Genomic DNA, 25,395 nt, shown 5'->3' with positions numbered 1-25,395 from the left:
CTGTTGAACCGCTTTATCGTTCTTCGCGGGCAAGTCGGATCGCCGCACCGCTCGCTCCTACAGTTTTGCGGAGTATGAAAAAGCCCCTGAATCGTGAGATTCAGGGGCTTTGGTTTAACCGGATATCCGATCAGGCCGCTTCGATCTTGCTGCGGTTCTGTTCAAGCTTGTTCAGGTAGTCCTTGAGCTTTTGCTGTTCCGCCGGTGTGGTGAACAGCCCAAGCTTGCTGCGGCGCCACAGGATGTCATCGGCGGTGGTCGCCCATTCTTCGCTGCACAGGTAGTCGACTTCGCGGGTGTAGAGGCCGCCGCCGATGTGTTCGCCCAGGTCGCCGAGGTTTTCCACGCCTTCGAGCATGCGCCAGGTGCGGTTGCCATAAGTGGTGGACCAGCGACGGGCGATCTCGGTAGGCACCCAGTCGAACTTGTCGCGGATCAGCGAACTCAACGCCTGCGGAGTCGTCATGTCTTCGCCGCCGGGCAGGGGCGCACTGGCGGTCCAGCTTGGCTTGATGTGCGTGAAGTACGGAGCCAGTTGCGCCAGCGCCGACTCGGCCAGTTTGCGGTAGGTCGTCAGCTTGCCGCCGAACACCGACAGCAACGGCGCGTCTTCGCCAGAGCCCGACAATGCCAGGGTGTAGTCGCGGGTGACGGCCGACGGGTTGTCGGATTCGTCGTTGCACAGCGGACGAACGCCGGAGTAGCTGTGCTGAATGTCTTCACGGCTGAGTTGCTTCTTGAAGTGGGCATTGACCACTTTCAGCAGGTAATCGGTTTCGCCTTCAGTGATTGCCACTTTTGCCGGGTCGCCGGTGTACTCGCGGTCGGTGGTGCCGATCAGAGTGAAGTGGTTCAGATACGGAATGGTGAAGACGATGCGCTGATCTTCGTTTTGCAGAATGTGCGCGTGTTCGCCTTCGTACAGCTTTGGCACGATCAGGTGGCTACCCTGGATCAGACGGATGCCGTACGGCGATTCCATCTTCAGGTCGTCACGAATGAACTGGGCGACCCATGGGCCTGCTGCGTTCACCAGTGCCTTGGCGCGGATCGAAAACAGGCTGCCATCGGCGCGTTCCAGGTTCATGTGCCACAGGCCCTTGGTGCGACGGGCACTGACGCAGCGGGTCTGGGTGTGAACGTGGGCACCTTTCTCGCGGGCAGCCATGGCGTTCAGCACGACGAGGCGTGCGTCATCGACCCAGCAATCGGAGTATTCGAAGCCTTTGGTGATTTCGCTTTTCAGCGGGCTGTCCGGGCCGAACTTCAGGCTTTTCGAACCTTCGAGTTTTTCCCGTTTGCCGAGGTGGTCATAAAGGAACAGGCCGGCGCGGATCATCCAGGCCGGACGCAGGTGCGGGCGGTGCGGCAGCACGAAGCGCATCTGTTTGACGATGTGCGGCGCCTTGGCCAGCAGCACTTCGCGCTCGGCCAGGGCTTCGCGCACCAGGCGGAATTCATAATGCTCCAGGTAGCGCAGGCCACCGTGGATCAGCTTGCTGCTGGCCGACGAGGTGTGGCTGGCCAGATCATCCTTTTCGCAAAGGAACACCGAAAGGCCGCGACCGGCAGCATCCGCTGCGATCCCCACGCCATTGATCCCACCACCAATGACGGCGATATCGTAGACCTCGGCGAGAGGGGGCGTAGGCAAGGTAGAAGTGGGCATCGGCTGGCCTCGGGCTTTTTAGATTTCTATATTTGAATTCGAACATTAATGTTCATTTGCGAAAATACTAGCCCATAAAGACGCCCACAGCCAGCGTGCTTCGATTGAAAATACTGATCGAAGGGCGGCTAAAGGAAAATTTTCGAACATTAAAAGCAAAAGATCGCAGCCTTCGGCAGCTCCTACAGGTTCACTCAAATCCTGTAGGGGCTGCCGAAGGCTGCGATCTTGAGAGGCTGAAAGCCTTAAACCACTTCGAGCCGAATCTTGTGCTGGCTCAACAACTGCGCCAGGGCCGGCGAAGGCGGCTGGTCGGTGACCAGGCAATCGATCAGGCTGATCGGCCCCAGGCGAATCATGGCGTTGCGCCCGAATTTGCTGGAGTCCGCCGCGAGAATCACCTGCCGGGCATTGGCGATGATCGCCTGGGACACCCGCACTTCCTGATAGTCGAAATCCAGCAAGCTGCCGTCTTCATCGATACCACTGATGCCGACCAGGGCGAAGTCGACCTTGAACTGGTTAATGAAGTCGACGCTGGCCTGACCGACCACGCCACCGTCACGCCGTACGTTGCCACCGGTCAGCAGCACGTCGAAGTCGTCCTTGGCGCTGAGCATCGAGGCCACATGCAGGTTGTTGGTGATGATCTTCAGGTGGCTGTGGTTGAGCAGCGCCCGAGCAATGGATTCGGTGGTGGTGCCGATATTGATGAACAGCGAGGCATGATCGGGAATCTGCGCCGCAATGGCTTCGCCAATACGCTGCTTTTCATCGCGCATCTGATCGGCGCGCATGGCGTAGGCGGTATTTTCGACGCTGGAGTCGTAGGCTGCGCCGCCGTGATAGCGACGCAACAGATTCACTTCCGCCAGTTGATTGATATCGCGGCGGATGGTTTGCGGTGTAACGACGAACAGCTGGGCCATTTCCTCGATGCTGACATAGCCGCGTTCGCGGACCAGTTCAAGGATTTGCTGCTGACGGGGAGGCAGATTCATGGGGCTTCCTTTGGGCTGCCGTGCAAAATTTGCCCATGATGCCGCAGGAATCCGCTCCCTACCAGTTACAACCGGATACGAGTCCGGTCCGTGGCTTATTCAGCGCCTTCGTGCGGTTCCCAATCGCGAGTGCGGCTGACGGCTTTTTTCCAGCCAGCGTAGAGTTTTTCCTTCGCGGTTTCGTCCAGCGCTGGTTCAAACTCGCGCTCGATCACCGCCTTGCCGCGCAACTCGTCCAGGCTGCCCCAGAAACCGCAGGCCAAACCCGCCAGGTAAGCGGCGCCCAACGCGGTGGTTTCGCGCATTTTCGGGCGCTCGACTTGAGTGCCRAGGATGTCGGCCTGGAATTGCATCAGGAAATTGTTCGCCACTGCGCCGCCGTCCACGCGCAGGGCTTTCAGGCGTTCGCCGGAATCCTGCTGCATGGCGTCCAGAACGTCGCGGGTCTGGTAGGCAATCGACTCAAGCGCCGCACGAATGATGTGATCCACGCGTACGCCACGGGTCAGGCCGAACAACGCGCCACGGGCATACGGGTCCCAGTACGGAGCGCCCAGGCCGGTGAAGGCTGGCACCAGGTACACGCCGTTGCTGTCCTTGACCTTGTTGGCGAAGTATTCGGTGTCGTGGGCGTCATTGATGATCTTCAGTTCGTCACGCAGCCACTGCACGGTGGAGCCGCCGTTGAACACCGCGCCTTCCAACGCATAGGCCACTTCGCCGCGCGGGCCGCAAGCGATGGTGGTCAGCATGCCGTGCTTGGACTTCACCGCTTTGTCGCCGGTGTTCATCAGCAGGAAGCAGCCGGTGCCGTAGGTGTTTTTCGCCTGGCCAGGCTCGACACACATTTGGCCGAACAGGGCGGCCTGCTGGTCGCCGGCGATACCGCCAATGGCGATGCCGCTTTTGGTGTGGCCGTAGATTTCGGACGAGGACTTAACTTCCGGCAGCATCTCGCGCGGGATGTCGAGGACGTCCAGCATCTTCGCGTCCCACTCCAGCGTGTGGATGTTGAAGAGCATGGTGCGCGAGGCGTTGGTGTAGTCGGTGACGTGCACCTTGCCGCCGGTAAATTTCCAGATCAGCCAGCTGTCGACGGTGCCGAACAGCAGTTCACCCTTGCGCGCCCGCTCACGGCTGCCTTCGACATTGTCGAGGATCCACTTGAGTTTGGTGCCGGAGAAGTACGGGTCGGTGACCAGGCCCGTGGTGTCGCTGATGTATTGCTCGTGGCCATCGCGCTTGAGCTGCTGGCAGATTTCGGTGCTGCGGCGGCACTGCCAGACGATCGCGTTGTAGATTGGGCGGCCAGTGGTCTTGTCCCAGACCACGGTGGTTTCGCGCTGGTTGGTGATGCCGATGGCCGCGACCTGGTCGTGATGCAGGCCGGCTTGAGCCAGGGCCTCGACCATCACGGCGCTTTGGGTGGCGAAGATTTCCATCGGGTCGTGTTCAACCCAACCGGCTTGCGGGTAATGCTGTGCGAATTCACGCTGGGCGGTGCAAACCACGTTCGCGTCGCGATCGAAAATGATCGCGCGGGAGCTGGTCGTACCCTGATCGAGGGCAATGATGTAGTTCTTATTCTGAATGTCGGTCATGTCGATTGCCTTGGACGAAATAAGGAAGTGAAGTCAGGCGCGGGATCAAATGGGCAGGATCACGCGCCAACGGTTTCAAGACGTTCTTGGTTTGCCGTCAATGGCCAGTGCTGCGTCCTTTGTAGCAGGTATGGCGCTGGGCAGATGACGGGCAATCAGCCCGCGATAAGCTGCAGCACCGAGACAGGCACCGACAATCGGTGCGAAAACCGGAATCAGGAAGTACGGGATATCGCGTCCGCCAGTGAAGGAAATTTCACCCCAGCCTGCGAAGAAAGTCATCAGTTTAGGACCGAAGTCGCGGGCCGGGTTCATCGCGAAACCGGTCAGCGGGCCCATCGAGCTGCCGATAACGGCAATCAGCAGGCCGATCAGCAACGGCGCCAGCGGTCCTTTGGGCAGGCCATTGTTGTCGTCGGTAAGCGACATGATCACGCCCATCAGAATGGCGGTGATGATCACTTCAACCAGAAAGGCCTGGCCCGTGGACAGGGCAGGGTTCGGGAAGGTGGAGAACACCGAGGCCAATTCAAGGCTGGCTTCGGTGCCACGAACCATTTGGTGAGTTTGTTCGAAATCGAAGAACAGGTTGCTGTACAGCGTGTAAACCAACAATGCCCCGCAGAAGGCGCCGGCGACCTGGGAGAAGATATAGAAAGGCAGTTTGCGCTTTTCGAAGTCAGCGAAAATGCTCAGCGCGATACTCACGGCAGGGTTGAGGTGCGCACCGGAAACGCCGGCGGTGAGGTAGATCGCCATGCTGACGCCAATCCCCCAGATGATGCTGATTTCCCACAAGCCGAAGCTGGCACCCGCCACCTTGAGCGCGGCAACGCAGCCGGTACCGAAAAAGATCAGCAGTGCAGTACCCAGAAACTCGGCCATGCATTGGCTCGAGAGCGACGGTTGTTGTAACGCAGTTGTCATTGAAAACCTCGTTTTTGTTGTTGTGTGGCGCTTTTCCATCGAGGTCAAAGCGCGATTTTCACCGAGGCAGGATCCCCATCCTGTGCTCGGCATACTGCCGGGTGCTGCGGTGAGATATTCGTGCTGTGTTCACATTCGAAAAAATATAGACAAGAAGCGCTGCTGTCAAAGGTCGAAAGTGAACCATCAGTCATATTTAAACTATTAGTCCTGTGAATGATCGCATCGTTCATCGGGCGAGAAGCGTGTGGACGAACGACCGAAAGTCCGGCCAGGCTCTGGAAATAGCACCGCAATAGAGCCTTTTATCGATCAATGACCTAGAATCCTGCGCAGTATTTTTCTTCTGCCGCCAAGCCTGGAGCTGTCATGACACCCGCATTGGATTTGTTGAAAAAAGTTCGTGCCGAACATCGCGTGCACAGTTACGAACATGATCCGAAGGCAGCGTCCTATGGTCTGGAGGCCGCGGAAAAACTGGGCCTGGACCCCGCGCAGGTGTTCAAGACATTGCTGGCGGCCAGCGAGAAGGGGGAGTTATTGGTGGCGGTGGTGCCGGTCGTCGGAAGTCTGGACTTGAAGGCGCTGGCACAGGCCGCAGGCGTGAAAAAAGTCGAAATGGCCGATCCAGCCGCTGCGCAGCGTTCGACGGGATATCTGTTGGGCGGTATCAGCCCGCTCGGACAGAAGAAGCGCCTGCGCACTTTTATCGATCATTCGGCCCAGCCGTTTTCCAGCATCTTCGTCAGCGCCGGGCGGCGCGGCCTGGAAGTCGAAGTGGCGCCTGCCGTGTTGGCCGAACACACCCAGGCGAAGTTCGCCGATATCGGTCGCGCCTGAATAGAGGGGGCTCGGGTTTTCGTCCTGGCGCTGTATGGTGAAAATTGATTCGTTCTGTCACTGGTGAAGCATTGTCCACGGCGTCATGCTCGGCGACCTGGAAAAAGGAGCAGTGCCATGGAGCTTGAGTTTCATCAGATCGATGCGTTCAGTGATAGGCCGTTCAGTGGCAACCCCGCGATGGTGTACCGGCTCGACAGCTGGCTCGATGATGAGTTGATGCAAAAAATCGCCGCCGAACATAACCTCGCCGAAACCGCGTTCCTGGTGCGTGAGGGTTCTGTCTGGCGCATCCGCTGGTTTACCCCGACCACGGAAGTCCCGTTGTGCGGTCATGCGACCCTGGCCAGCGCCTACGTGCTGTTTGAACTCTATAAAGAACCGGTCGAGCGACTGGACTTCATCTGCAAGTCCGGCCCGTTGAGTGTCAGCCGAGAGGGTGGGCGCTTGTGGCTGGATTTCCCGGCAGTCGTGCCGTCGGAAGTGGGCATGACCCGGGATGTCGAGCGCGCCTTGGGCGTCGAGGCGGTCGATGTGCTGGGCTCGAAGGAATTGTTCGTGGTGCTGGAGTCCGAGCAGGCGGTGCTCGATTGTCAGCCGGACATGATTGCCCTGGCGAAACTGCCGTGGCCGGGCGCCATCGTGACAGCCAGAGGCAACAAGCATGATTTTGTGTCGCGCTACTTTGCCCCGGCGATCGGCATCAACGAAGACCCGGTGACCGGTTCAACCCATTGCAGCCTGATTCCGTACTGGTCGAAACGCTTGAGCAAGTCGAGTCTGACGGCTTATCAGTGCTCGGCGCGTGGCGGGGAGTTGTTTTGTCAGCTGGAAGGGGATCGGGTGAGTATTGGCGGGAATGCGACGCTGGTCGCGAGCGGAACGCTAATGCTGGGTTAAACGAAAATCCAATAGGTGGGAGCTCGCTCCCACCTATGTCCGCGTTGTTCATCTGGCAGCGCTGTAGCGCCGAACCCCGGACTCGATCGTCGGAATCTGCGCCGCTGTACTGCCGGAGGCCTGGAACAGCACCAGGTGTTCCGCCGCTACCCGAATGCCTACTTCAGCACCGACCAGATGATCGGCATGGCTCGGGAAGATCGACTCCAGTTGTGCGCCTGTAGGCAACTGCAAGCGGTACAGCGTTGATGCACCCTGGAAGCTCTTGCCGACAATCTGCGCCCTCAGTGGGCTGGACGGTGCATAGACGATATCGTCCGGACGCAGCAATACGTCCACGGCGCCACCGATCGGCCAGGTGTAGGCACGGTTGCCGCGCAATTCACCCAACTCGGTCTGCACCGACTCCGGGCTGCTCAACTGACCGCGAATGAAGTAACCCTGGCCAATGAAACTGGCCACATACGGTGTCAGCGGTTCGTGATAGAGGTTGTAGGGCGTATCCCACTGCTCCAGGCGACCTTCCTTGAAAACGCCGACATGGTCGCTGACCGCGAAGGCTTCTTCCTGGTCGTGGGTCACCAGAATCGCACTGGTGCCGCGAGCCTTGAGAATGTCGCGTACTTCATGGCTGAGCTTGCGTCGCAGTTCACCGTCAAGGTTGGAGAACGGTTCGTCGAGCAACAACAGTTGCGGTTCCGGCGCCAGGGCGCGGGCCAGTGCAACCCGCTGCTGCTGGCCACCGGACAGCTCATGGGGAAAGCGCTTGCCGAGGTTTTTCAGGTTGACCAGTTCGAGCAATTCTTCGGTGACACGATCCTTTTGCGGGTGCTTGCGGATCCCGAAGGCGATGTTCTCGGCCACGCTCAAATGCGGAAACAGCGCGTAATCCTGGAACACCATGCCGATCCGACGTTTCTCCGGGGCGAGGGTGAAACCGGCGCTGGAGATGGTCTCGCCCGCCAACTGGATCTCACCCTCGTGCACCGGTTCGAAACCGGCAATGGCCCGCAGGGTGGTGGTTTTGCCACAGCCCGAGGAGCCCAGCAGGCAACCGATATCGCCGGCATTCAAATGCAGGTTGAGGTTCTGCACAACCCGCTGGTTTTGATAACCACAGGCCAGATTGCGCAGGTTCAGCAGTAATGGCTGGCTCATGCGTGATGGTACGAAGGTGGGACGAGAAACTCGAGCAGGGCCTTTTGTGCATGCAGGCGGTTTTCGGCTTGATCCCAGGCCACCGAACGCGGGTCGTCGAGCAGGTCGAGGCTGATTTCCTCGCCACGGTGGGCCGGCAGGCAATGCATGAACAGCACGTCCGGTGCGGCCAGGTCGAGCAGGGCACGATTGACCTGGAACGGTGCGAACAGCTTCAGGCGCTTGGCGGTTTCCTCTTCCTGGCCCATGGAGGTCCAGACGTCGGTGCTCACCAGATGCGCGCCGCGCACGGCTTCCTGAGGATCGCGGACGATGCTTACACGATCGCCGGCCTTGGCCACGAATTCAGGGTTGGGTTCGTAACCCTCCGGGCAGGCGATGCGCAACTGGAAGTCGAACTGGATCGCCGCTTCTATATAGCTGTTGCACATGTTGTTGCCGTCGCCGATCCAGGCCACGGTCTTGCCTTGGATCGAACCGCGGTGTTCGAGGAAGGTTTGCATGTCGGCCAGCAACTGGCACGGGTGCAGATCATCGGACAGGCCGTTGATCAGCGGGACTCGCGAATTGGCGGCGAATTCGGTCAGGGTGCTGTGCGAAAACGTACGGATCATCACTGCATCGAGCATGCTCGACATGACAATGGCGGCGTCGCCGATCGGTTCGCCACGGCCCAGCTGAGTATCGCGCGGCGACAGGAAGATCGCCTGGCCACCGAGCTGGATCATGCCGGCTTCGAACGAAATACGGGTACGGGTCGAGGACTTCTCGAAAATCATCCCCAGGACGCGGTTTTTCAAAGGCTCGAACAGTACGCCGCGGTTACGCAGGTCCTTGAGCTCAACGCCTCGACGGATCACGCTGACCAGCTCTTCGGGCGTGCAATCCATCAGGGAGAGAAAGTGCCTTGCGCTCATCATTGACTACCTTTTTGCAACAGACCGCAGATACTCAAAGCCTTGTTTAACTGAAAAACGGGCGAGACCTGCGGCGTAAGCCGCACGGGGCGACGAAATAGGGGGAGGCGCGATATTGACATTAAATGTCGCGTTTTTCCAATAGGCTACAGTGTTTAGAGGATTTCAGAGAGGCTACGGGGGTGACCGCGGTAGCGCTTTTGAAGCCTGTTTCCTGACAGCAGCTGACCATTTGTACACTGGGCTCGCCGGGCTTGGCAATCAGACTGGGCGCGGGCGACATACTGGCAGTCGGTTTTTGACCTGTCATTCGAACCTTTGGCGGACAATGTGTCTGATCTGAAACATTTGCTAATGCAAAGTGCTGGGTTATAAATAAAGCACGAGCGACGCAGGAAGCCTCAGGAATGGAATCGAAAGAACAGTTATTGATGGAGCTACTCGGCCTTACGGCTCGCTCTCTGACCCATCTCACAGCTTCCATGACCTCGATGTCTTTCGAGTTGTTACGCAGTGAAGACGAAGTCACCAAGGCGGCTGGCCGGCGCATGATCGATCGCATGGCCACCATCAGCGCCGGGCTCGACGAGCATTGGCGGCTGATCGGCGAACTCACCGGCGTGCACGTCGCCCACGAGCAGATCGAAACCATCGAGGAAATCCAGCTGCAGGCGCCGCCGAGTTTGCCGCCGAACTGATCCCCTTGCTGCCATCGGCCGGCCTGATGGTCGTCGATTCACAAGACGAACGTCGCTGGCGCGGTGGCGAGTCACGCGCCATAGTTTTGTTCCCGCGGCCGACATTGCCCGCCCAGAACAAAACAGAGACTGGCCATGACCAAGACTCTCCATCACCGTGCGTGCCACCTGTGTGAAGCCATCTGCGGCCTGACCATCGAAACCACCGAGGTCGAAGGCAGCGGTGCGCAGATCACCTCGATCAAGGGCGACCCTCAGGACAGCTTCAGCCGTGGGCATATCTGCCCCAAGGCGGTGGCCCTGCAAGACATTCAGAACGACCCGGATCGCCTGCGTCAGCCGATGCAGCGAGTGGGTAGCGAGTGGCAGCCAATCGAGTGGGAAGATGCGTTCAGCCTTGTAGCCGAACGCCTGGCGGCGATTCAGGAGCGTCACGGGCAGAACGCGGTGGCGGTCTATCAGGGCAACCCCAGCGTGCACAACTACGGGTTGATGACCCACAGCAATTACTTCCTTGGCCTGTTGAAAACCCGTAACCGGTTTTCCGCGACGTCGGTCGATCAGTTGCCCCATCACCTGACCAGTCATCTGATGTACGGCCACGGCTTGCTGTTGCCGATCCCGGATATCGATCACACCGATTTCATGTTGATCCTGGGCGGCAATCCGCTGGCCTCCAACGGCAGCATCATGACCGTGCCGGATGTGGAGAAGCGCCTCAAGGCGATTCAGGCCCGGGGTGGCAAAGTGGTGGTGATCGATCCGCGTCGCAGCGAAACGGCGGCGATTGCCGACCAGCATTTGTTCGTGCGCCCCGGCGGCGATGCGGCGCTGTTGTTCGGGCTGCTCAATACGTTATTCGCTGAAGGCCTGACTCGCGACAGTCATTTGCAGGTCGATGGTCTGGATGAAGTGCGCCAGGCGATCGCAGGTTTCACTGCCGAGGCCATGAGCGCGCTGTGCGCAGTACCCGCCGAACAGATCCGTCAACTGGCGCGGGACTTCGCGGCAGCCCCGACGGCGGTCTGCTATGGCCGCATGGGCGTCTCGACCCAGGCCTTCGGCACCTTGTGCCATTGGCTGGTGCAATTGATCAATCTGGTGACCGGCAACCTTGATCGTGTCGGCGGTGCGTTGTGCACCGAGCCAGCGGTGGACCTGGTGGCGTCCACGTCGGGCGGCCATTTCAATCTGTGGCAAAGCCGCGTGTCCGGGCGTCCTGAATACGGTGGCGAGTTGCCGGTGGCGGCGCTGGCCGAAGAGATGCTCACCGAAGGGGAAGGGCAGGTCCGTGCGCTGATCACCGTGGCGGGTAATCCGGTGTTGTCCACACCCAATGGCCGACAGCTGGAGCAGGCGCTGGACGGGCTGGAGTTCATGGTCAGCGTCGACCTGTACATCAATGAAACCACGCGTTATGCCGACCTGATCCTGCCGTCGACTTCGGCGCTGGAAAACGATCATTACGACACCACGTTCAATATGTTCGCGGTGCGCAACGTCACCCGTTTCAACCGGGCGATTCTCGCCAAGCCGCAAGGCGCGCTGCATGACTGGGAGATCTTCGTGGGGCTGGCCAAGGCCTTTGCGGCGAAGACCGGCAAGGAGCTGAAACCGACCATTGCGCCGGCGCAGATGATCGACCGGGGGCTGCGGATGGGCCTGTATGGCGATGCTTCAGAGCACAAACTGTCGCTGGCGACCTTGTTCGATCACCCTCACGGTGTCGATCTCGGCGCACTCAAGCCCAACCTGGCGCCACGCCTGAAAACAGCCAATCAGCGTGTCCAGGCGGCGCCTGTGGAGATCCTCGCCGATCTGGCGCGCTTTGCGGCGTTGCAAGCACCAGCCGCCGATGAGTTGCTGATGATCGGTCGCCGCCATGTGCGCAGCAACAACTCATGGATGCACAACTATCACCGTCTGGTGAAGGGCAAGTCGCGCCATCAACTGTTGATGCACCCCGACGACCTGGCCAGCCGCGGGCTCAGCGATGGGCAGCGGGTGCGCGTCAGTTCACGGGTCGGCGTGATCGAGGTTGAAGTGGTCGCCAGCCTCGATATGATGAAAGGAGTGGTCAGCCTGCCCCACGGTTGGGGTCATGCGCGACCGGGCGTGCAGATGACGATTGCCAGTGGCCAGCCAGGTTCCAGCGCCAATGACCTGACTGACGAATGTCAACTCGATGAGTTGTCGGGCAATGCGGCGTTGAACGGCGTGCCGGTGACCGTGGTGGCGGCGTGAACATGTCTGTCGGGGAGGCCGAGCATGGCGCTCGGGTTTCCGTTACAATGCGCCACCGTGCCGACCACTGAGTCGGAAAGTTCAGCCGAGGTGCTCCATGGATATCATCGAAACGATTAAAGAGCAGATTGCCAACAACACCATTCTGCTTTACATGAAAGGCTCGCCGAATGCCCCGCAGTGTGGGTTCTCCGCGAAAGCCGCCCAGGCTGTGATGGCCTGTGGTGAAAAGTTTGCCTATGTGGATATCCTGCAGAACCCGGAAATCCGCGCCAACCTGCCAAAGTACGCCAACTGGCCAACCTTCCCACAACTGTGGGTTGCCGGTGAGCTGGTTGGTGGTAGCGATATCATGACTGAAATGTCTGCCGACGGTTCGTTGCAGGCACTGATCAAAGACGCCGCCGCCAAAGCCGCCGCTGCCAAGACCGAAGCCTGATTCGGTTCCCGCAGGAGCTGCCGCAGGCTGCGATCTTTTGATCTTCAGCATGTAAAAAGCCCCGCCTCTGTAAAGAGAGCGGGGCTTTTTATTGCGTCGGGGTTAGCGGCGTAGAACTTACTCTTCGCCCATCTGCGATTGCAGATAGTTCTCAAGGCCGACTTTATCGATCAGGCCCAGCTGGGTTTCCAGCCAGTCGATATGTTCTTCTTCGGATTCAAGAATGTCTTCGAGCAGTTCACGGCTACCGAAGTCGCCAACGGTTTCGCAATGGGCGATAGCGACTTTCAGGTCGGCATGACCGTCGCGTTCGATCTTCAAGTCACACTCAAGCATTTCCTTGGTGTGTTCACCGATGTGCAGCTTGCCCAGGTCCTGGACGTTCGGCAGGCCTTCAAGGAACAGGATGCGCTTGATCAGCTTGTCAGCGTGCTTCATCTCGTCGATGGATTCGTGGTACTCGTGCTTGCCGAGCTTGTTCAGGCCCCAATCTTCATACATGCGCGCGTGCAGGAAGTACTGATTGATCGCGACCAGTTCATTGGCAAGGATTTTGTTGAGATGCTGGATGACTGTAACGTCGCCTTTCATGGTGGGAGTCCTGCCCTGTATTAGCTGTATATAAGGCGGAGTTTGAGCTGCGTAATTAACAGTGTCAAACCTAAGTTATTGAAACTTAAATGAAAATTAATCGGAATAAGAATGTTTGTGTTCCGCGTCTAAGGCCTAAGCGATTGATTTTCAGACATAAAAAAACCGGACATCAAGTCCGGTTCTTCGAAATACGGTAGTTATGCGGCTGTAAATTCTACGGGGTAGGGGATCGCCGCCTGGGCCGTTTGCAGTTTGCCCAGAGTTTCACGCACCACTTCCTTGGCCAGGCAAGCGCATTTGCCGCATTGGCTGGCTACGCCGGTAGCCTGACGGACTTCTTTGTAGCTGCAGCAACCTTCATAGATTGCATCGCGGATTTGACCGTCGGTGACGCCAGTGCAGAGGCAGACATACATAAGTGAGAACCGTCGCTGGTTGTGACTCAATTGCGATGGATCTTAATGTTAACGAGAATGATTGTCAAAGTGGTTTCAGAAGGCTTTTCGTCATAAGGGCCTATGACTGACGAACGGTTTACTCTCGCGCACTGTAAAAAATATTGCAGCGGCCATTTTGCCCGTCAGAAAAAAACCGCTAAGGACAGGCGAAAAACGCGGTGTATGATGGTCGGCCTTTTGCGAAGGAGGTTCGTGTCACAGGGCTGTCGCCTGAGGGTGACAGGCTGGCATGAGCCCTGTTCTTCAACGTTATTACACCAGGAGATATCCAATGAGCGTACTCGTAGGCAAACAAGCCCCTGACTTCACCGTACCGGCCGTACTCGGCAATGGCGAAATCGTCGACAGCTTCACCCTGTCCGCGGCCATCAAAGGCAAATACGGCCTGGTGTTCTTCTACCCACTGGACTTCACCTTCGTTTGCCCGTCCGAGCTGATCGCTCTGGACAACCGCATGGCTGACTTCAAGGCACGCAACGTTGAAGTGGTCGCCGTTTCGATCGACTCGCACTTCACCCACAACGCGTGGCGCAACACCCCGGTGAACAATGGCGGTATCGGCCAGGTTCGTTACACCATGGCTGCTGACATCAAGCAGGAAATCATGAAGGCTTACGACGTTCAGTCCGCTGACGGCGTGGCTTTCCGTGGTGCGTTCCTGATCGACGACAAAGGCGTTGTCCGCTCGCAGATCGTCAACGACCTGCCGCTGGGCCGTAACATGGAAGAGCTGATCCGTCTGGTTGACGCTCTGCAATTCCACGAAGAGCACGGCGAAGTTTGCCCTGCCAACTGGAAAAAAGGCGACAAAGGCATGAACGCTTCGCCAGAAGGCGTTGCGGCTTACCTGACCGAGCACGCTGCTGCGCTGTAAGCCAGGCGTCCGGCAATAAAAAACCGGCCTCACTGAGGCCGGTTTTTTTATGGGCGGGATAAAACGGCGACCAGCCTCAGTCGTTGTAGTCTTCCCAGCCGCCCATCTGTTTCCAGCGATTGACGATGCCGCAGAACAGCTCAGCGGTCTTCTCGGTATCGTAGCGAGCCGAATGAGCCTCGCGACCGTCGAAATCGATGTCCGCTGCCTGACAGGCCTTGGCCAGTACGGTTTGACCGTAGGCAAGACCGGCGAGGGTCGCGGTGTCGAAGCTGGAGAACGGGTGAAACGGATTGCGTTTCATGTCCAGGCGCGCGACTGCCGCGTTGAGGAAACCCAGGTCGAAGCTGCTGTTGTGACCGACCAGAATCGCCCGTTTGCAACCGTTGGCTTTCAGGGCCTTGCGAATGCCACGGAAGATATCGGTCAGCGCCGCTTCTTCACTCACTGCCATGCGCAACGGGTGATCGAGTTTGATCCCGGTGAATTCCAGGGCCGCTGCTTCGATGTTGGCGCCTTCGAATGGCTCGACCCGGAAGAAGTAGGTGTGATCGGGGTACACGAACCCTTTTTCATCCATGGCGATGGTGGTTGCAGCAATTTCCAGCAGGGCGTCGGTGGCCGAGTTGAAGCCACCGGTTTCTACGTCGACGACAACCGGCAGGTAACCACGGAATCTGGCAGCCATTGGATGACGAGGACCACCTCCACCGCCTTGACCGTCCTGTTCGTCGTCGAAATGGTCTTCACTCACGCGTGTTCCTCCAGCAGGCGCCAGCGCAGTTTTTCACCGGCGCGCAGCGGGATAACGGTCAGCTCGCCAAATGGCAGGCTGGTTGGGGCGGTCCACTCTTCGCGGACCAGGGTGATGCGATCGGTGTTCGCCGGCAGACCGTAGAAACGCGGGCCATTGAGGCTGGCGAAGGCTTCGAGCTTGTCCAGCGCATTACGCTGTTCGAAGGCTTCGGCATACATCTCGATCGCGGCATAAGCGGTGTAGCAACCGGCACAGCCGCAAGCCGCTTCTTTGGCGTGCTGGGCATGGGGGGCCGAGTCGGTGCCGAGGAAGAACTTGTCGCTGCCGCTGGTGGCGGCGTCGAGCAGGGCTTCCTGGTGGGTATTGCGCTTGAGGATCGGCAGGCAATAGAAGTGCGGCCGAATCCCGCCCACCAGCATGTGGTTGCGGTTGTACAGCAGGTGATGCGCGGTGATGGTGGCGCCAACGTTGGCCGGAGCCGCGTTGACGAACTGCACGGCATCGGCGGTGGTGATGTGTTCGAACACCACTTTGAGCGTCGGGAAACGCTCGACCACGCGACGCATGTGCTCATCGATGAAGATTTTTTCCCGATCGAAAACGTCGATATCGCCACGGGTGACTTCACCGTGAACCAGCAAAGGCATCCCGACTTCGGCCATGGCCTCCAGTGCAGGGAAAATCTTGTCGATGCTGGTGACGCCAGAGTCCGAGTTGGTGGTCGCGCCGGCCGGGTACAGCTTGGCGGCGTGAATGAAACCGCTGGCCTTGGCCTCACGAATTTCTTCGGGCTGGGTGCGGTCGGTCAGGTACAGAACCATCAGCGGTTCGAAACGGCTGCCGGCCGGACGTGCGGCGAGAATCCGCTGGCGATAGCCATCGGCTTCAGCAGCGTTGCGCACCGGAGGTACCAGGTTGGGCATGATGATGGCGCGACCAAAGGTGCGCGCGACATCCGCGACGGTATTGGTCAACACGGCACCATCGCGAAGATGAATGTGCCAGTCGTCGGGACGCAGCAGGGTCAGGCGGTCGGACATGAGGGAATTCCAGGCGGGTCAAACTCAGGGGAATGCTACCGGAAAAGACTCTTCCAGGCACTCGCTATCAAGTTTTACGACAAGCTTCCGATACCCAACAGGCAGGCCGTGAATTTGTGTGTCGGTCTTTTTGTCGTAGAAGCCAGTGGAGCCTCCCGTGCGCCAGCGTTATTTAGCCTTGCTCAGTGTGTTTGCCAGCCTTCCCGCGATGGCGCTCACTTTCCAGACTCGTCTGGAGAGCATCGAGTGGACGGTCGAAGGTGACAAATTCGAATGCCGCCTGACTCAACCGATTACCGATTTCGGTTCGGGTGAGTTTGTGCGTCGCGCCGGCGAGCAGGCGACATTTCGTCTGAAGGCCTACAACTCAATGATTGGTGGGGGATCTGCGACTTTGCTGGCGGCAGCCGCGCCATGGCAGCCGGGGCGTGGCGACATAAACCTGGGGTCGGTGAGAATCGGTAGTGGCAACGTGCTGTTCAACAGCTCGCAAGTGCAGGCCGGGCGCCTGATCAGCGGGTTGATGGAGGGGCGCAGCCCGGTCGTTCGGCACTCATCGGGCGACGGTCGGGTGTCTGAAGTGCGTCTGCTGCCGGTCAAGTTCAGCAAGGCCTATGGTGACTATCAGGGTTGCGTGGCCAAGTTGTTGCCACAGAATTTCGAGCAAGTGAAGCAATCCGAGGTCGGCTTCCCGGGGGAGGGTATCGATCTCGATGCCAGGGCCAAGGCCCAGTTGCAGGTCATGCTGGAGTTCATGAAGGCCGATCCGACGGTCAACCACATTGAACTCGACGGCCATTCCGATAACAGTGGCAACCGCCTGACCAACCGTGAACTGTCACGACGCCGGGCGCTGGCGGTGATGGATTTCTTCAAGGCCAATGGTGTGCAGGAATCGCAGATCACCCTGCGTTTTCACGGTGAGCGCTATCCGCTGGCGCCCAACAACAATGCCGCCAACCGGGCGAAGAACCGCCGGGTTGCCGTACGCCTCGAACGGGTCGCACCGACCGAGAAACCTGCGCCTCAAGCCACCGCCGCCGCGAGCAGCGCGACGACCTCCTGAATCTGCTGAATTCGTCGCTCGCTCGACATAATCTGTCGCTTCGTCGTCATAAGCTGTCGCGCCTCTGTAAATTATCCTGCATGAGCGGTAGACTTGACAGCTTTCCGTAGAACCCCGTGGAGTGATGGCATGGCGGACGTAAACAAGGTCGTTCTGGCGTATTCCGGCGGCCTGGACACTTCGGTGATCCTCAAGTGGCTGCAGGATACATATAACTGTGAAGTAGTGACCTTCACCGCTGACCTGGGTCAGGGCGAAGAGGTCGAACCGGCCCGCGCCAAGGCACAGGCCATGGGCGTAAAAGAAATCTATATCGACGATCTGCGCGAAGAATTCGTGCGTGATTTCGTGTTCCCGATGTTCCGCGCCAACACCGTTTACGAAGGCGAGTACCTGCTGGGTACTTCCATCGCTCGTCCGTTGATCGCCAAACGCCTGATCGAAATCGCCAACGAAACCGGTGCTGACGCCATTTCCCACGGCGCGACCGGCAAGGGCAACGACCAGGTTCGTTTCGAACTGGGCGCCTACGCCTTGAAGCCAGGCGTGAAAGTGATCGCTCCATGGCGCGAATGGGACCTGCTGTCCCGTGAGAAGCTGATGGATTACGCCGAGAAGCACGCGATCCCGATCGAGCGTCACGGCAAGAAAAAATCCCCGTACTCGATGGATGCCAACCTGCTGCACATCTCCTATGAAGGCGGCGTGCTGGAAGACACCTGGACCGAGCACGAAGAAGACATGTGGCGCTGGACCGTCTCCCCGGAGAAGGCTCCAGACAAACCGCAGTACCTGGAACTGACCTACCGCAATGGCGACATCGTTGCACTGGACGGCGTCGAAATGACCCCGGCCACCGTGCTGGCGACCTTGAACCGTATCGGTGGCGAACATGGTATCGGCCGTCTGGATATCGTCGAAAACCGCTATGTGGGCATGAAGTCCCGTGGTTGCTACGAAACGCCTGGCGGCACCATCATGCTGCGCGCTCACCGTGCGATCGAATCGATCACCCTGGACCGCGAAGTGGCTCACCTCAAAGACGAGCTGATGCCTAAATACGCCAGCCTGATCTACACCGGTTACTGGTGGAGCCCAGAGCGTCTGATGCTGCAACAGATGATCGATGCTTCCCAGGCCCACGTGAACGGCGTAGTGCGCCTGAAACTGTACAAGGGCAACGTGATCGTCACCGGCCGCAAGTCCGACGAGTCGTTGTTCGACGCCAACATCGCGACCTTCGAGGAAGATGGCGGCGCCTACAACCAGGCCGATGCGGCGGGTTTCATCAAGCTCAACGCCTTGCGCATGCGTATCGCGGCGAACAAAGGCCGCAAGCTGTTCTGAGACCTTTGATGCGGTAATGGAACTGTGGCCTTGTCGATGACAAGGCCACAGTTCTGAAAAAGGGCTGCTGCATATTACGTTTCGCTTTCTGCTGGTTTCTTCTAACCGTTCCTTCTGCCTGCCTTTGATCTCCTTCAAGGGCTGCCTTGCTCTGTGCGACGGGTCAAAACCTAGCCCATGATCGTCACGCCATGTGAGCTCAAATTGTAAGAAACACAGAACGTTGCGTTGCTGCGTTTCTTTAGTTGTTTCCAGTGCTTGAGCGCGCTGTCCTTCAGCACTACCTCCGAATCGGCGCACGTGAGAAATACGATCACGTGTGCAGGATTATCCGGAGCGTGCTGGATACTCTCCATCAGGGCGCTGAACCCCATTTTTTTGGTTATCCAGCGTGCATCAATGATGTGCAGATCCTTCAGCGGCGCGGGCAGCTGCACATGGTGTTGGACCGAGCGTTCAGGCGACACACTGCAAGTGCTGTTTCCAGAGTGATCAGCGTTGTCCATGACTTTTATAAAATGCTTTCCCTTCTCGAAATCGGAGGGCGCGTAAAGCGATCGATAATTGAAGTTAAGTGTGGCGAAGAAAAGAAAAAGCAAATAAAAGGGAAAGCTGATCAGGAACCAGATGTAGAGCTCTCTCTCCTTGTGGTCAAGAAAGGGCAGGGATACAGCAGCTGATGTTTCGGACAGTGCTGCAAATATCGCAATGATTGTCATGGGGTTGGTGATTCTTTTTTTGAGTTTCATCATGTTTTTTACTCATTAGGTATTATCTTTTTCTCTGTTGGTTTATAGGGTGTTTTTTGGTGGTGCATGTATGAGTGTGGTTTTTGTTTTTGTTTTTGTTTTTGTTATTTTAAGTTTCTTTTTGTTGTGTGGTTGAGGTTGATATAGTAGCTGCATTGTTCTGGAGCTGGGTATGGCTGTTTATCTGTTTTAAAGTTGTGTGGGTTTGTTTTGCTTGTGAAGTGTTGCTGTGTGTAAGATTTTTCGAGCAGTTCGGGCCGGGTTATGTAAGATTCTGCAAGATACTCGTTACCTTTAAGGGTAGCTTAATAGTCGCAGTCTGTCGGACCAAGGGCGTTGAACCCTGTTTTTTTGGGTGTGAATTGTTACAAAGAAATTGTCGAAGCGTTTAGCAGTGTCCGGCCAATAAAGTCTCTGGCTCATCGTGCGCAATGATTTCTTGTAGGAATAATCCGTGTTGTTTGTAGGTAATGTCTCTCGGTGCGAGTGGTCGAGGGGGACGGCATGCCATGGGTGAAACGACTAGGCTATGGTGCGGGCTCTAAAAATTCGAACAGCGAAAATTGGAATTGCCCATGAATAAAGTGCTGATCGTGGATGATCACCCCGTCATTCGTCTTGCGGTACGTATGCTAATGGAGCGTCATGGCTACGAAGTCATTGCAGAAACAGACAATGGCGTGGATGCATTGCAACTTGCTCGTGAACTTATGCCGGATATCGTTATCCTGGATATTGGAATACCGAAGCTGGATGGGCTGGAAGTTATCGCGCGCCTGACCTCGGCGGCGATGCCTCTTAAAGTGCTGATATTGACGTCCCAGGCTCCAGGGCATTTTTCCATGCGTTGTATGCAATCGGGTGCCGCCGGATATGTCTGTAAACAACAGGACCTTACTGAGTTGCTCAGTGCAATAAAGGCCGTGCTGTCAGGTTATAGCTACTTTCCTAATCAGGCGCTACATACTGTGCGCTCCAGTCTTGGGAATGCCAGTGAAGCCGATATGGTGGATCGATTGTCCGGGCGGGAAATGATGGTCCTGCAGCAGTTGGCCCGAGGAAAGACAAACAAGGAAATCGCCGATGGGATGTTCCTCAGCAATAAAACCGTCAGTACTTACAAGACTCGCCTGTTGCTGAAGCTCAATGCTCGCTCACTGGTCGATCTTATTGAATTGGCTCAACGTAATGGCCTGGTATGAGAACGCCAGCGTTTGACGAGGGGCGATGAGCGGGCGTTTGTCGGGGATGGGCACTTAGTAAAAAGCCTCCGTTTCGGGAGGCTTTTAGGTGTCATAGGTCAAAATCGTAATCGGCCAATTGCTTTTGCAGTCGGCGCTCCTCCAGCAGATTGTCGATGGTGCGGCGTTTGCTCAGGTTGGTCTTCGCTACTTCCACCACCGGTTCTGCGTCATCGGCCTCAACGGCGGTGAAGTCGTCTTCTACGTCCAATTGCTCTTTGCCAGTGCTCATAAGGTCAACTCCAGGCTAAGACTGCCTTTGGCGCTCCTTATATCGACAATTTCCCGGCGGGTAAAAAAGATTTTTTCAATCGGTTAATCAAGAAAACTAATAGAGCCTCAATCGTCCGAGGTCTTTTGCTTGTATTCGCATAAGTCCTCGATCCGGCAGCTGCCACAACGCGGCTTGCGGGCCAGGCAAACGTAGCGTCCGTGGAGAATCAGCCAGTGATGGGCGTCGAGCAGATACTCCTTCGGCACGAATTTCATCAGTTTCTGCTCCACCTCGACCACATTCTTGCCCGGAGCAATGCCGGTACGGTTGCTGACCCGGAAAATGTGGGTGTCCACGGCCATGGTCAGCTGACGAAAGGCGGTATTGAGCACTACATTGGCGGTCTTGCGACCGACGCCGGGCAACGCTTCCAGCGCTTCGCGGGTCTGCGGCACTTCACCGCCATGGCGCTCTACCAGCAAGCGACAGGTTTCGATCACGTTTTTTGCTTTGCTGTTATACAGGCCGATGGTCTTGATGTACTCCGATAATCCTTCGACGCCCAAGGCATGAATCGCCGCCGGCGTATTGGCCACCGGAAACAGTTTGGCGGTGGCCTTGTTGACGCCGACATCGGTCGATTGCGCCGAGAGAATCACGGCGATCAGCAGTTCGAACGGCGAGGAATAGGCCAGCTCGGTCTTCGGTTCAGGATTGTCTTCGTGAAACCTGCGGAAAATTTCCAGACGTTTTGCGGCATTCATGGGCGATGCGTTTCCTCGAAGGAGGTCAATGTGGGTGTCGGGCGGGTCCAGGCCTGACGTGCGGCGATCAGCAGCCCCAGCAGAATAAACCCGCCGGGGGCCAGCGTGGCCAAGCGCAGGCCACCGTCAGCGGTGAGCACCCAACCTTGCCAGTCCGGTTGCATGGCACCGGTCAGCCAGGGCAGATGGCTACCCAGTGTCCCGTTGCCGATGAGCTCGCGCAGCAGGCCCAGGCCAATCATCAAGGCGCCAAACAGGCCGCACAGGCGCAGGCGATCACGCCTTGTGCCCTGGAAAAAACCGTTATGTTCCAGCACCACGCATTGCAAGGCGATCAATCCGGCATAGAGCCCCAGATGCTGGTGCCATTGAAGCGACCAGGCTTGCGTGGCGAGTTCCGCACAGCTGGTCAGTGTGGCAGCCAGCAGGAGGCAGGCCAGTAAATGGGTTGCCGGAATCAGTCGCGAGCGCAAGATACCCATGCTCACGTCATAAACACTGAGCACCAGAGCGAACATCAGCCACAGGCCCAGGGCCGTTACCAACGAATCAGTGACGCCGATCAGAGGCGCAAGCATCAGCGAGTTCTGCAGGGTTGATGACTTATTCATGGGCACTGCTCCCGATCAGCGGTTGCCGGTGTTCATCGAAGTAGCGCAACGCATCGTGGGTGGCATTGATCACCGCTCTTGAGGTGATGGTCGCGCCTGCGATCTGATCGAATTGCCCTTGGTCCTTTTTCAAGGCCCAGCCAGTGTCGCTTGGTTCGCCTAGAGACTTGCCGGTAAACACTTGCAGCCAGGCATTGGGCCAGTCGGCGAGTTTGCCGCCCAGCCCCGGGGTTTCCGATTGCTTGAGGGTTTTGACCCCAAGCAACTTGCCATGGGGGTCGATGGCGATCAGCAAGTCGATGGCGCCGGCGTAGCCCAGTGTCTGGCTGCGCAGCAACACGGCGCTCGGTTGGCCGGCCTTGGACGCCAGGTAGCCATTCAGCAGCGTGCTATTGGGCAGGCGAGTGTTTTCGACGCTGAGGGGGTGTTCCAGTGGCTGATTGTCGTAGCTGTCGGGCGCTAGCAGGTCCAGCAAATTGCGGCTGTCGATCAGGCGTTGTTCGGCGGCAATGCGTGCGGCGCTGGTGTGCTGCGCGAGGTAAGTCGCGCCTGTCCCCAGGCTTGCCAGTATTACCAGGGTCACAACGCTCGTCGCTCGGTTCATGGGCTGACCTGCGCTTGTCTGGAGGCCGCAAACCGCTCCAGCGCCGGTACACAGAGGTTCATCAGCAGGACGGCAAAGGCCACCCCGTCGGGATAGCCGCCCCACGTGCGAATCAGGTAAGTCAGCAGCCCCACTCCGGCGCCGAACAGCAACCGGGCCGTGGGGTTTTTCGCGCCGGATACCGGTTCCGTCACGATGAAGAAGGCACCCAGCATGCTCGCGCCAGTGAGCAGATGGAAGAGTGGCGAGCCATGGGAATCGGAGCCCGAACCGTTCCAGCACAACAGGCTGATGACGAACAGGCTGGCGAGCATGCCGACCGGCGCATGCCAGCTGAACACCCGCCGTTGCAGCAGAAACGCGCCGCCGGCCAGGAAGGCCAGGTTGACCCATTCCACGCCCCGGCCGCCGAAATGGCCGAATGCCGGGTTGCCGGCAAACAGTTCGTCCATGGTCAGGCTTTTGTTGATTCGCAGGCTGTCCAGCGCGGTGGCCTGGGCCCAGGCATCCGGCGTCTGGCCGAGACTGAAGCCGAACACTTGTTGCAGGCCCGCGAGAAAGTCCATGCCATGGGACGACGGCCAATGGGTCATTGGCTGAGGGAACGTGACTAGAACCACAGCGAAGCCGAGCATCGCGGGGTTGAACGGATTCCTGCCGACGCCGCCATACAGGTGCTTGCCGAAAAAAAGTCCGAATGCCGCCGCGCTCACCGTCAGCCACCACGGGCAATAAGGCGGCAAGGCCAGTGCCAACAGGGTCGCGCTGACCAGTGCACTGCCATCGCTCACTGTCGGTTTTACAGGTTGTTTGCGCAGCTGCAACACCGCTGCTTCAACGGCCAGTGCGGTAGCTGCCGTCAGAATCAGGTTGATCAACACGCCCCAACCGTACAGCCAGAACAACATCAGCATTCCCGGCAGGGTGGCCAGTAATACCAGCTTCATGGCCTGCTGAAGGCGTTCATCCACCGATTCAAGGGGCGGCATAGGCATCCACCTGCCGCTCGGCTTCGCTGAGCGCATGTTGCAATGCTGCGATCTGTTCGGCCGACGCTTCGTTTGTTTGAGCCTTCTTGAGTTCGGCGCGGCGCATGGCCAACTGGATCTTCGCCCGTTTCAGCTCGGCATCGTTTGTCTGAACAGGTGGAGCAGCTACCATCGGTGCACTGCTTTCCAGCAGCAACAGCGCCTGTTCAGCGGCTTCGAACTGCTGTTGCAGCACGATCAGTTGCGATTGCTGTTCGAAGGTCGGTGGATGCCCGAAGGCCTTGAGCGATTTATTCAGCTGCGCCCGACTCATCGCCAGATCGACCTTGGCCTTTTTCAGTGCCACATCGGCATTGGCAGCCTTTTGTGCGCGAACACGCTCAAGCGCAGCCTGAACCGGGTCGAGCGTCACTTCACTGTACTGCACGGCGCGTTGGGCGCGGGCCTGACGTTCGGCGAGCTTCTGTTGCTCTTCGCGATGTAGGCGGGCATTGCGCTGTTCGAATCGGCGTCGCGCGCGGTTGCGCTTGACGGCCCGCGCCTGTTGCTCCTCCAGGCTGAACGCCAGCCCACCGACAATCGGCAGCGTGGCCAGCGGTAGCGGATGCATCTCGATGCAATCCACCGGACAGGGCGCCACGCAGAGGTCGCAACCGGTGCATTCGTCGACGATGACCGTGTGCATGAATTTCGCCGCGCCGACAATCGCGTCGACCGGGCAGGCCTGAATGCATTTGGTGCAGCCGATGCATTCGGCTTCGCGGATGTACGCGATTTGCGCCGGTGCCGAACCGCGACTGACGTCCAGTTCCAGCACCGGCACTTTCAGCAGCTCGGCGAGGGCCGCGATGGTTTCGCTGCCGCCCGGAGGGCACTTGTTGATCGGCTCGCCGCTGGCGATGCCTTCGGCGTACGGTTTGCATCCGGGGTGGCCACACTTGCCGCATTGAGTCTGCGGCAAGAGGGCATCGATGCGTTGAATCAGACTCATGTTTTGATCAGCCCGCTGAATCCGAGAAAAACCACTGCGATCAATCCGGCGCCGATCAATTCGATCGGCAGGCCGCGAAAGGGCAGGGGGACATCGTTATCGAGTGTGCGTTGGCGCAAGTCGCTGAACAGGCTCAGCACCAGCCAGAAACCCAGCCCGGCACCGAGGCTCAAGGCTATGGCGTGGAAAAGTCCCTTGTCGTCCTGGGCGTTGAGCAAGGTCAGCCCAAGCACGCCGGCATTGCCCAGCAGCAGGGGCCAGAGACCCTCGAATGAAAGCTTGGCGAATAACCGTGGAAGCAGCTTCAGCAGTGGGCCGATCAGCAGAACGCTCAGCGGCAGGAATGCGAACAGTCGCAGCGACGTCAGCCCCAGCGGCACCAGCAGCCAGTGGTAGAGCGCATGGCCGAGCGTGCCGACGATCAGCATCAGGCACGTCGTCGCGATGCCCAATGCATGCACCTGTCGCCGCTCGCTGCCCAGCACCGGATCGACGCCCAGCGGCCAGTGCAACACGAGGTTGTTGATCAGGGCAGCGCTGATAAGCGTAAGAAGCAGTTCGGTCATGATCGTGCCGGTAAGAACAGGGCTTTCTTAAGGGGCTCTCTAGAAAGGGCTCTCTAAAAAGAACTCTCTAAAAAGAGATTAGGCATTATCCGGCAAGGAAGGAGGGTGGGCCAGATATGAAAATCCCACAGTCGCG

Annotated in this window: 27 protein-coding genes; 9 read left to right on the top strand and 18 right to left on the bottom strand. The window is 58.2% G+C overall.

Going from position 1 to position 25,395, the window contains the following annotated elements:
* Positions 1–130 precede the first annotated feature (130 nt).
* From glpD to AC1D2Q_RS13520, 4 genes are all read right to left on the bottom strand, one after another.
* Complete coding sequence (glpD, locus tag AC1D2Q_RS13535) at positions 131–1,669, bottom strand: glycerol-3-phosphate dehydrogenase (protein WP_477813485.1); 1,539 nt, start codon at positions 1,667–1,669, stop codon at positions 131–133.
* A 245-nt stretch (positions 1,670–1,914) separates the two neighbouring features.
* Positions 1,915–2,670 carry a DeoR/GlpR family transcriptional regulator gene (locus AC1D2Q_RS13530; RefSeq protein WP_007938932.1) on the bottom strand — a complete coding sequence of 252 codons (756 nt, stop codon included), beginning with the start codon at positions 2,668–2,670 and terminating at the stop codon, positions 1,915–1,917.
* 95 nt (positions 2,671–2,765) lie between these two features.
* Positions 2,766–4,271: a glycerol kinase GlpK gene (gene glpK, locus AC1D2Q_RS13525; RefSeq protein ID WP_018926616.1), complete on the bottom strand. Its 1,506-nt coding sequence runs from the start codon at positions 4,269–4,271 to the stop codon at positions 2,766–2,768.
* A 75-nt stretch (positions 4,272–4,346) separates the two neighbouring features.
* The gene (locus AC1D2Q_RS13520) at positions 4,347–5,198 is read right to left on the bottom strand and encodes an MIP/aquaporin family protein (RefSeq protein ID WP_138866891.1); all 852 of its coding nucleotides are present in this window, start codon (positions 5,196–5,198) and stop codon (positions 4,347–4,349) included.
* Between the two features lie 369 nt (positions 5,199–5,567).
* On the opposite strand from AC1D2Q_RS13520, the gene ybaK reads away from it, so the two are divergent.
* Positions 5,568–6,038, top strand: a complete 471-nt coding sequence (gene ybaK, locus AC1D2Q_RS13515) for a Cys-tRNA(Pro) deacylase (protein ID WP_477813484.1) — start codon at positions 5,568–5,570, stop codon at positions 6,036–6,038.
* Positions 6,039–6,155: 117 nt separating this feature from the next.
* Positions 6,156–6,938: a PhzF family phenazine biosynthesis protein gene (locus tag AC1D2Q_RS13510; protein WP_477813483.1), complete on the top strand. Its 783-nt coding sequence runs from the start codon at positions 6,156–6,158 to the stop codon at positions 6,936–6,938.
* Between the two features lie 48 nt (positions 6,939–6,986).
* Here AC1D2Q_RS13510 and AC1D2Q_RS13505 read toward each other — a convergent pair whose 3' ends face one another.
* Together AC1D2Q_RS13505 and argF are read right to left on the bottom strand one after the other, a co-directional pair.
* Positions 6,987–8,096 carry an ABC transporter ATP-binding protein gene (locus tag AC1D2Q_RS13505; protein ID WP_305411303.1) on the bottom strand — a complete coding sequence of 370 codons (1,110 nt, stop codon included), beginning with the start codon at positions 8,094–8,096 and terminating at the stop codon, positions 6,987–6,989.
* Positions 8,093–9,013: an ornithine carbamoyltransferase gene (argF, locus tag AC1D2Q_RS13500; RefSeq protein ID WP_019581556.1), complete on the bottom strand. Its 921-nt coding sequence runs from the start codon at positions 9,011–9,013 to the stop codon at positions 8,093–8,095. The genes AC1D2Q_RS13505 and argF overlap by 4 nt, the downstream gene beginning before the upstream one ends.
* Before the next feature lie 407 nt (positions 9,014–9,420).
* Between argF and AC1D2Q_RS13495 the strand changes: the two genes are divergently transcribed.
* From AC1D2Q_RS13495 to grxD, 3 genes are all read left to right on the top strand, one after another.
* A complete protein-coding gene (locus tag AC1D2Q_RS13495; RefSeq protein WP_018926610.1) occupies positions 9,421–9,711 on the top strand; it encodes a hypothetical protein in 291 nt (96 codons plus the stop codon).
* 135 nt (positions 9,712–9,846) lie between these two features.
* On the top strand, positions 9,847–11,955 hold the full coding sequence (locus AC1D2Q_RS13490) for a molybdopterin oxidoreductase family protein (protein ID WP_477813482.1): 2,109 nt from the start codon (positions 9,847–9,849) through the stop codon (positions 11,953–11,955).
* Between the two features lie 97 nt (positions 11,956–12,052).
* Positions 12,053–12,394 (top strand): Grx4 family monothiol glutaredoxin, encoded by a 342-nt coding sequence (gene grxD, locus AC1D2Q_RS13485; RefSeq protein WP_007938922.1) that lies wholly within the window; start codon positions 12,053–12,055, stop codon positions 12,392–12,394.
* 117 nt (positions 12,395–12,511) lie between these two features.
* Here the strand turns inward: grxD and bfr are convergent, their stop codons facing one another.
* Together bfr and AC1D2Q_RS13475 are read right to left on the bottom strand one after the other, a co-directional pair.
* Positions 12,512–12,985: a bacterioferritin gene (gene bfr / locus AC1D2Q_RS13480; RefSeq protein ID WP_007898512.1), complete on the bottom strand. Its 474-nt coding sequence runs from the start codon at positions 12,983–12,985 to the stop codon at positions 12,512–12,514.
* A gap of 200 nt (positions 12,986–13,185) precedes the next feature.
* Positions 13,186–13,404: a bacterioferritin-associated ferredoxin gene (locus AC1D2Q_RS13475; protein WP_007938921.1), complete on the bottom strand. Its 219-nt coding sequence runs from the start codon at positions 13,402–13,404 to the stop codon at positions 13,186–13,188.
* Between the two features lie 313 nt (positions 13,405–13,717).
* On the opposite strand from AC1D2Q_RS13475, the gene AC1D2Q_RS13470 reads away from it, so the two are divergent.
* Positions 13,718–14,320: a peroxiredoxin gene (locus AC1D2Q_RS13470; protein ID WP_477813481.1), complete on the top strand. Its 603-nt coding sequence runs from the start codon at positions 13,718–13,720 to the stop codon at positions 14,318–14,320.
* Positions 14,321–14,396: 76 nt separating this feature from the next.
* Here AC1D2Q_RS13470 and rnt read toward each other — a convergent pair whose 3' ends face one another.
* Both rnt and pyrC read right to left on the bottom strand, forming a co-directional pair.
* A complete protein-coding gene (rnt, locus tag AC1D2Q_RS13465; RefSeq protein ID WP_007938919.1) occupies positions 14,397–15,074 on the bottom strand; it encodes a ribonuclease T in 678 nt (225 codons plus the stop codon).
* Entirely contained in the window at positions 15,071–16,117 is a 1,047-nt protein-coding gene (pyrC, locus tag AC1D2Q_RS13460; RefSeq protein WP_477813480.1) for a dihydroorotase, read from the bottom strand. Before pyrC ends, rnt begins: the two co-directional genes overlap by 4 nt.
* Positions 16,118–16,274: 157 nt before the next feature.
* On the opposite strand from pyrC, the gene AC1D2Q_RS13455 reads away from it, so the two are divergent.
* Complete coding sequence (locus AC1D2Q_RS13455; protein ID WP_018926605.1) at positions 16,275–17,183, top strand: flagellar protein MotY; 909 nt, start codon at positions 16,275–16,277, stop codon at positions 17,181–17,183.
* Positions 17,184–17,312: 129 nt separating this feature from the next.
* A complete protein-coding gene (locus tag AC1D2Q_RS13450; RefSeq protein ID WP_020799894.1) occupies positions 17,313–18,530 on the top strand; it encodes an argininosuccinate synthase in 1,218 nt (405 codons plus the stop codon).
* Positions 18,531–18,700: 170 nt separating this feature from the next.
* Here the strand turns inward: AC1D2Q_RS13450 and AC1D2Q_RS13445 are convergent, their stop codons facing one another.
* Positions 18,701–19,282 (bottom strand): hypothetical protein, encoded by a 582-nt coding sequence (locus tag AC1D2Q_RS13445; protein WP_477813479.1) that lies wholly within the window; start codon positions 19,280–19,282, stop codon positions 18,701–18,703.
* A 572-nt stretch (positions 19,283–19,854) separates the two neighbouring features.
* Between AC1D2Q_RS13445 and AC1D2Q_RS13440 the strand changes: the two genes are divergently transcribed.
* A complete protein-coding gene (locus AC1D2Q_RS13440) occupies positions 19,855–20,481 on the top strand; it encodes a response regulator transcription factor (protein ID WP_018926602.1) in 627 nt (208 codons plus the stop codon).
* Positions 20,482–20,572: 91 nt separating this feature from the next.
* Here the strand turns inward: AC1D2Q_RS13440 and AC1D2Q_RS13435 are convergent, their stop codons facing one another.
* From AC1D2Q_RS13435 to AC1D2Q_RS13405, 7 genes are all read right to left on the bottom strand, one after another.
* Entirely contained in the window at positions 20,573–20,752 is a 180-nt protein-coding gene (locus AC1D2Q_RS13435) for a PA3496 family putative envelope integrity protein (protein WP_018926601.1), read from the bottom strand.
* 107 nt (positions 20,753–20,859) lie between these two features.
* Positions 20,860–21,498, bottom strand: coding sequence for an endonuclease III (nth, locus tag AC1D2Q_RS13430; RefSeq protein WP_019651361.1), 639 nt, complete (start codon positions 21,496–21,498; stop codon positions 20,860–20,862).
* Positions 21,495–22,109, bottom strand: a complete 615-nt coding sequence (locus AC1D2Q_RS13425; RefSeq protein ID WP_477813478.1) for an Rnf-Nqr domain containing protein — start codon at positions 22,107–22,109, stop codon at positions 21,495–21,497. The genes nth and AC1D2Q_RS13425 overlap by 4 nt, the downstream gene beginning before the upstream one ends.
* Complete coding sequence (locus tag AC1D2Q_RS13420) at positions 22,102–22,713, bottom strand: RnfABCDGE type electron transport complex subunit G (RefSeq protein WP_477813477.1); 612 nt, start codon at positions 22,711–22,713, stop codon at positions 22,102–22,104. The genes AC1D2Q_RS13425 and AC1D2Q_RS13420 overlap by 8 nt, the downstream gene beginning before the upstream one ends.
* The gene (locus tag AC1D2Q_RS13415) at positions 22,710–23,702 is read right to left on the bottom strand and encodes an RnfABCDGE type electron transport complex subunit D (RefSeq protein ID WP_477813476.1); all 993 of its coding nucleotides are present in this window, start codon (positions 23,700–23,702) and stop codon (positions 22,710–22,712) included. The genes AC1D2Q_RS13420 and AC1D2Q_RS13415 overlap by 4 nt, the downstream gene beginning before the upstream one ends.
* Entirely contained in the window at positions 23,689–24,693 is a 1,005-nt protein-coding gene (gene rsxB, locus AC1D2Q_RS13410) for an electron transport complex subunit RsxB (protein WP_477813475.1), read from the bottom strand. Before rsxB ends, AC1D2Q_RS13415 begins: the two co-directional genes overlap by 14 nt.
* Complete coding sequence (locus tag AC1D2Q_RS13405) at positions 24,690–25,259, bottom strand: electron transport complex protein RnfA (protein WP_477813474.1); 570 nt, start codon at positions 25,257–25,259, stop codon at positions 24,690–24,692. The genes rsxB and AC1D2Q_RS13405 overlap by 4 nt, the downstream gene beginning before the upstream one ends.
* Positions 25,260–25,395 lie beyond the last annotated feature (136 nt).

The organism is Pseudomonas sp. P1_A1 (genome assembly GCF_056406935.1).
This window is presented reverse-complemented; position numbering and strand designations above follow the sequence as displayed.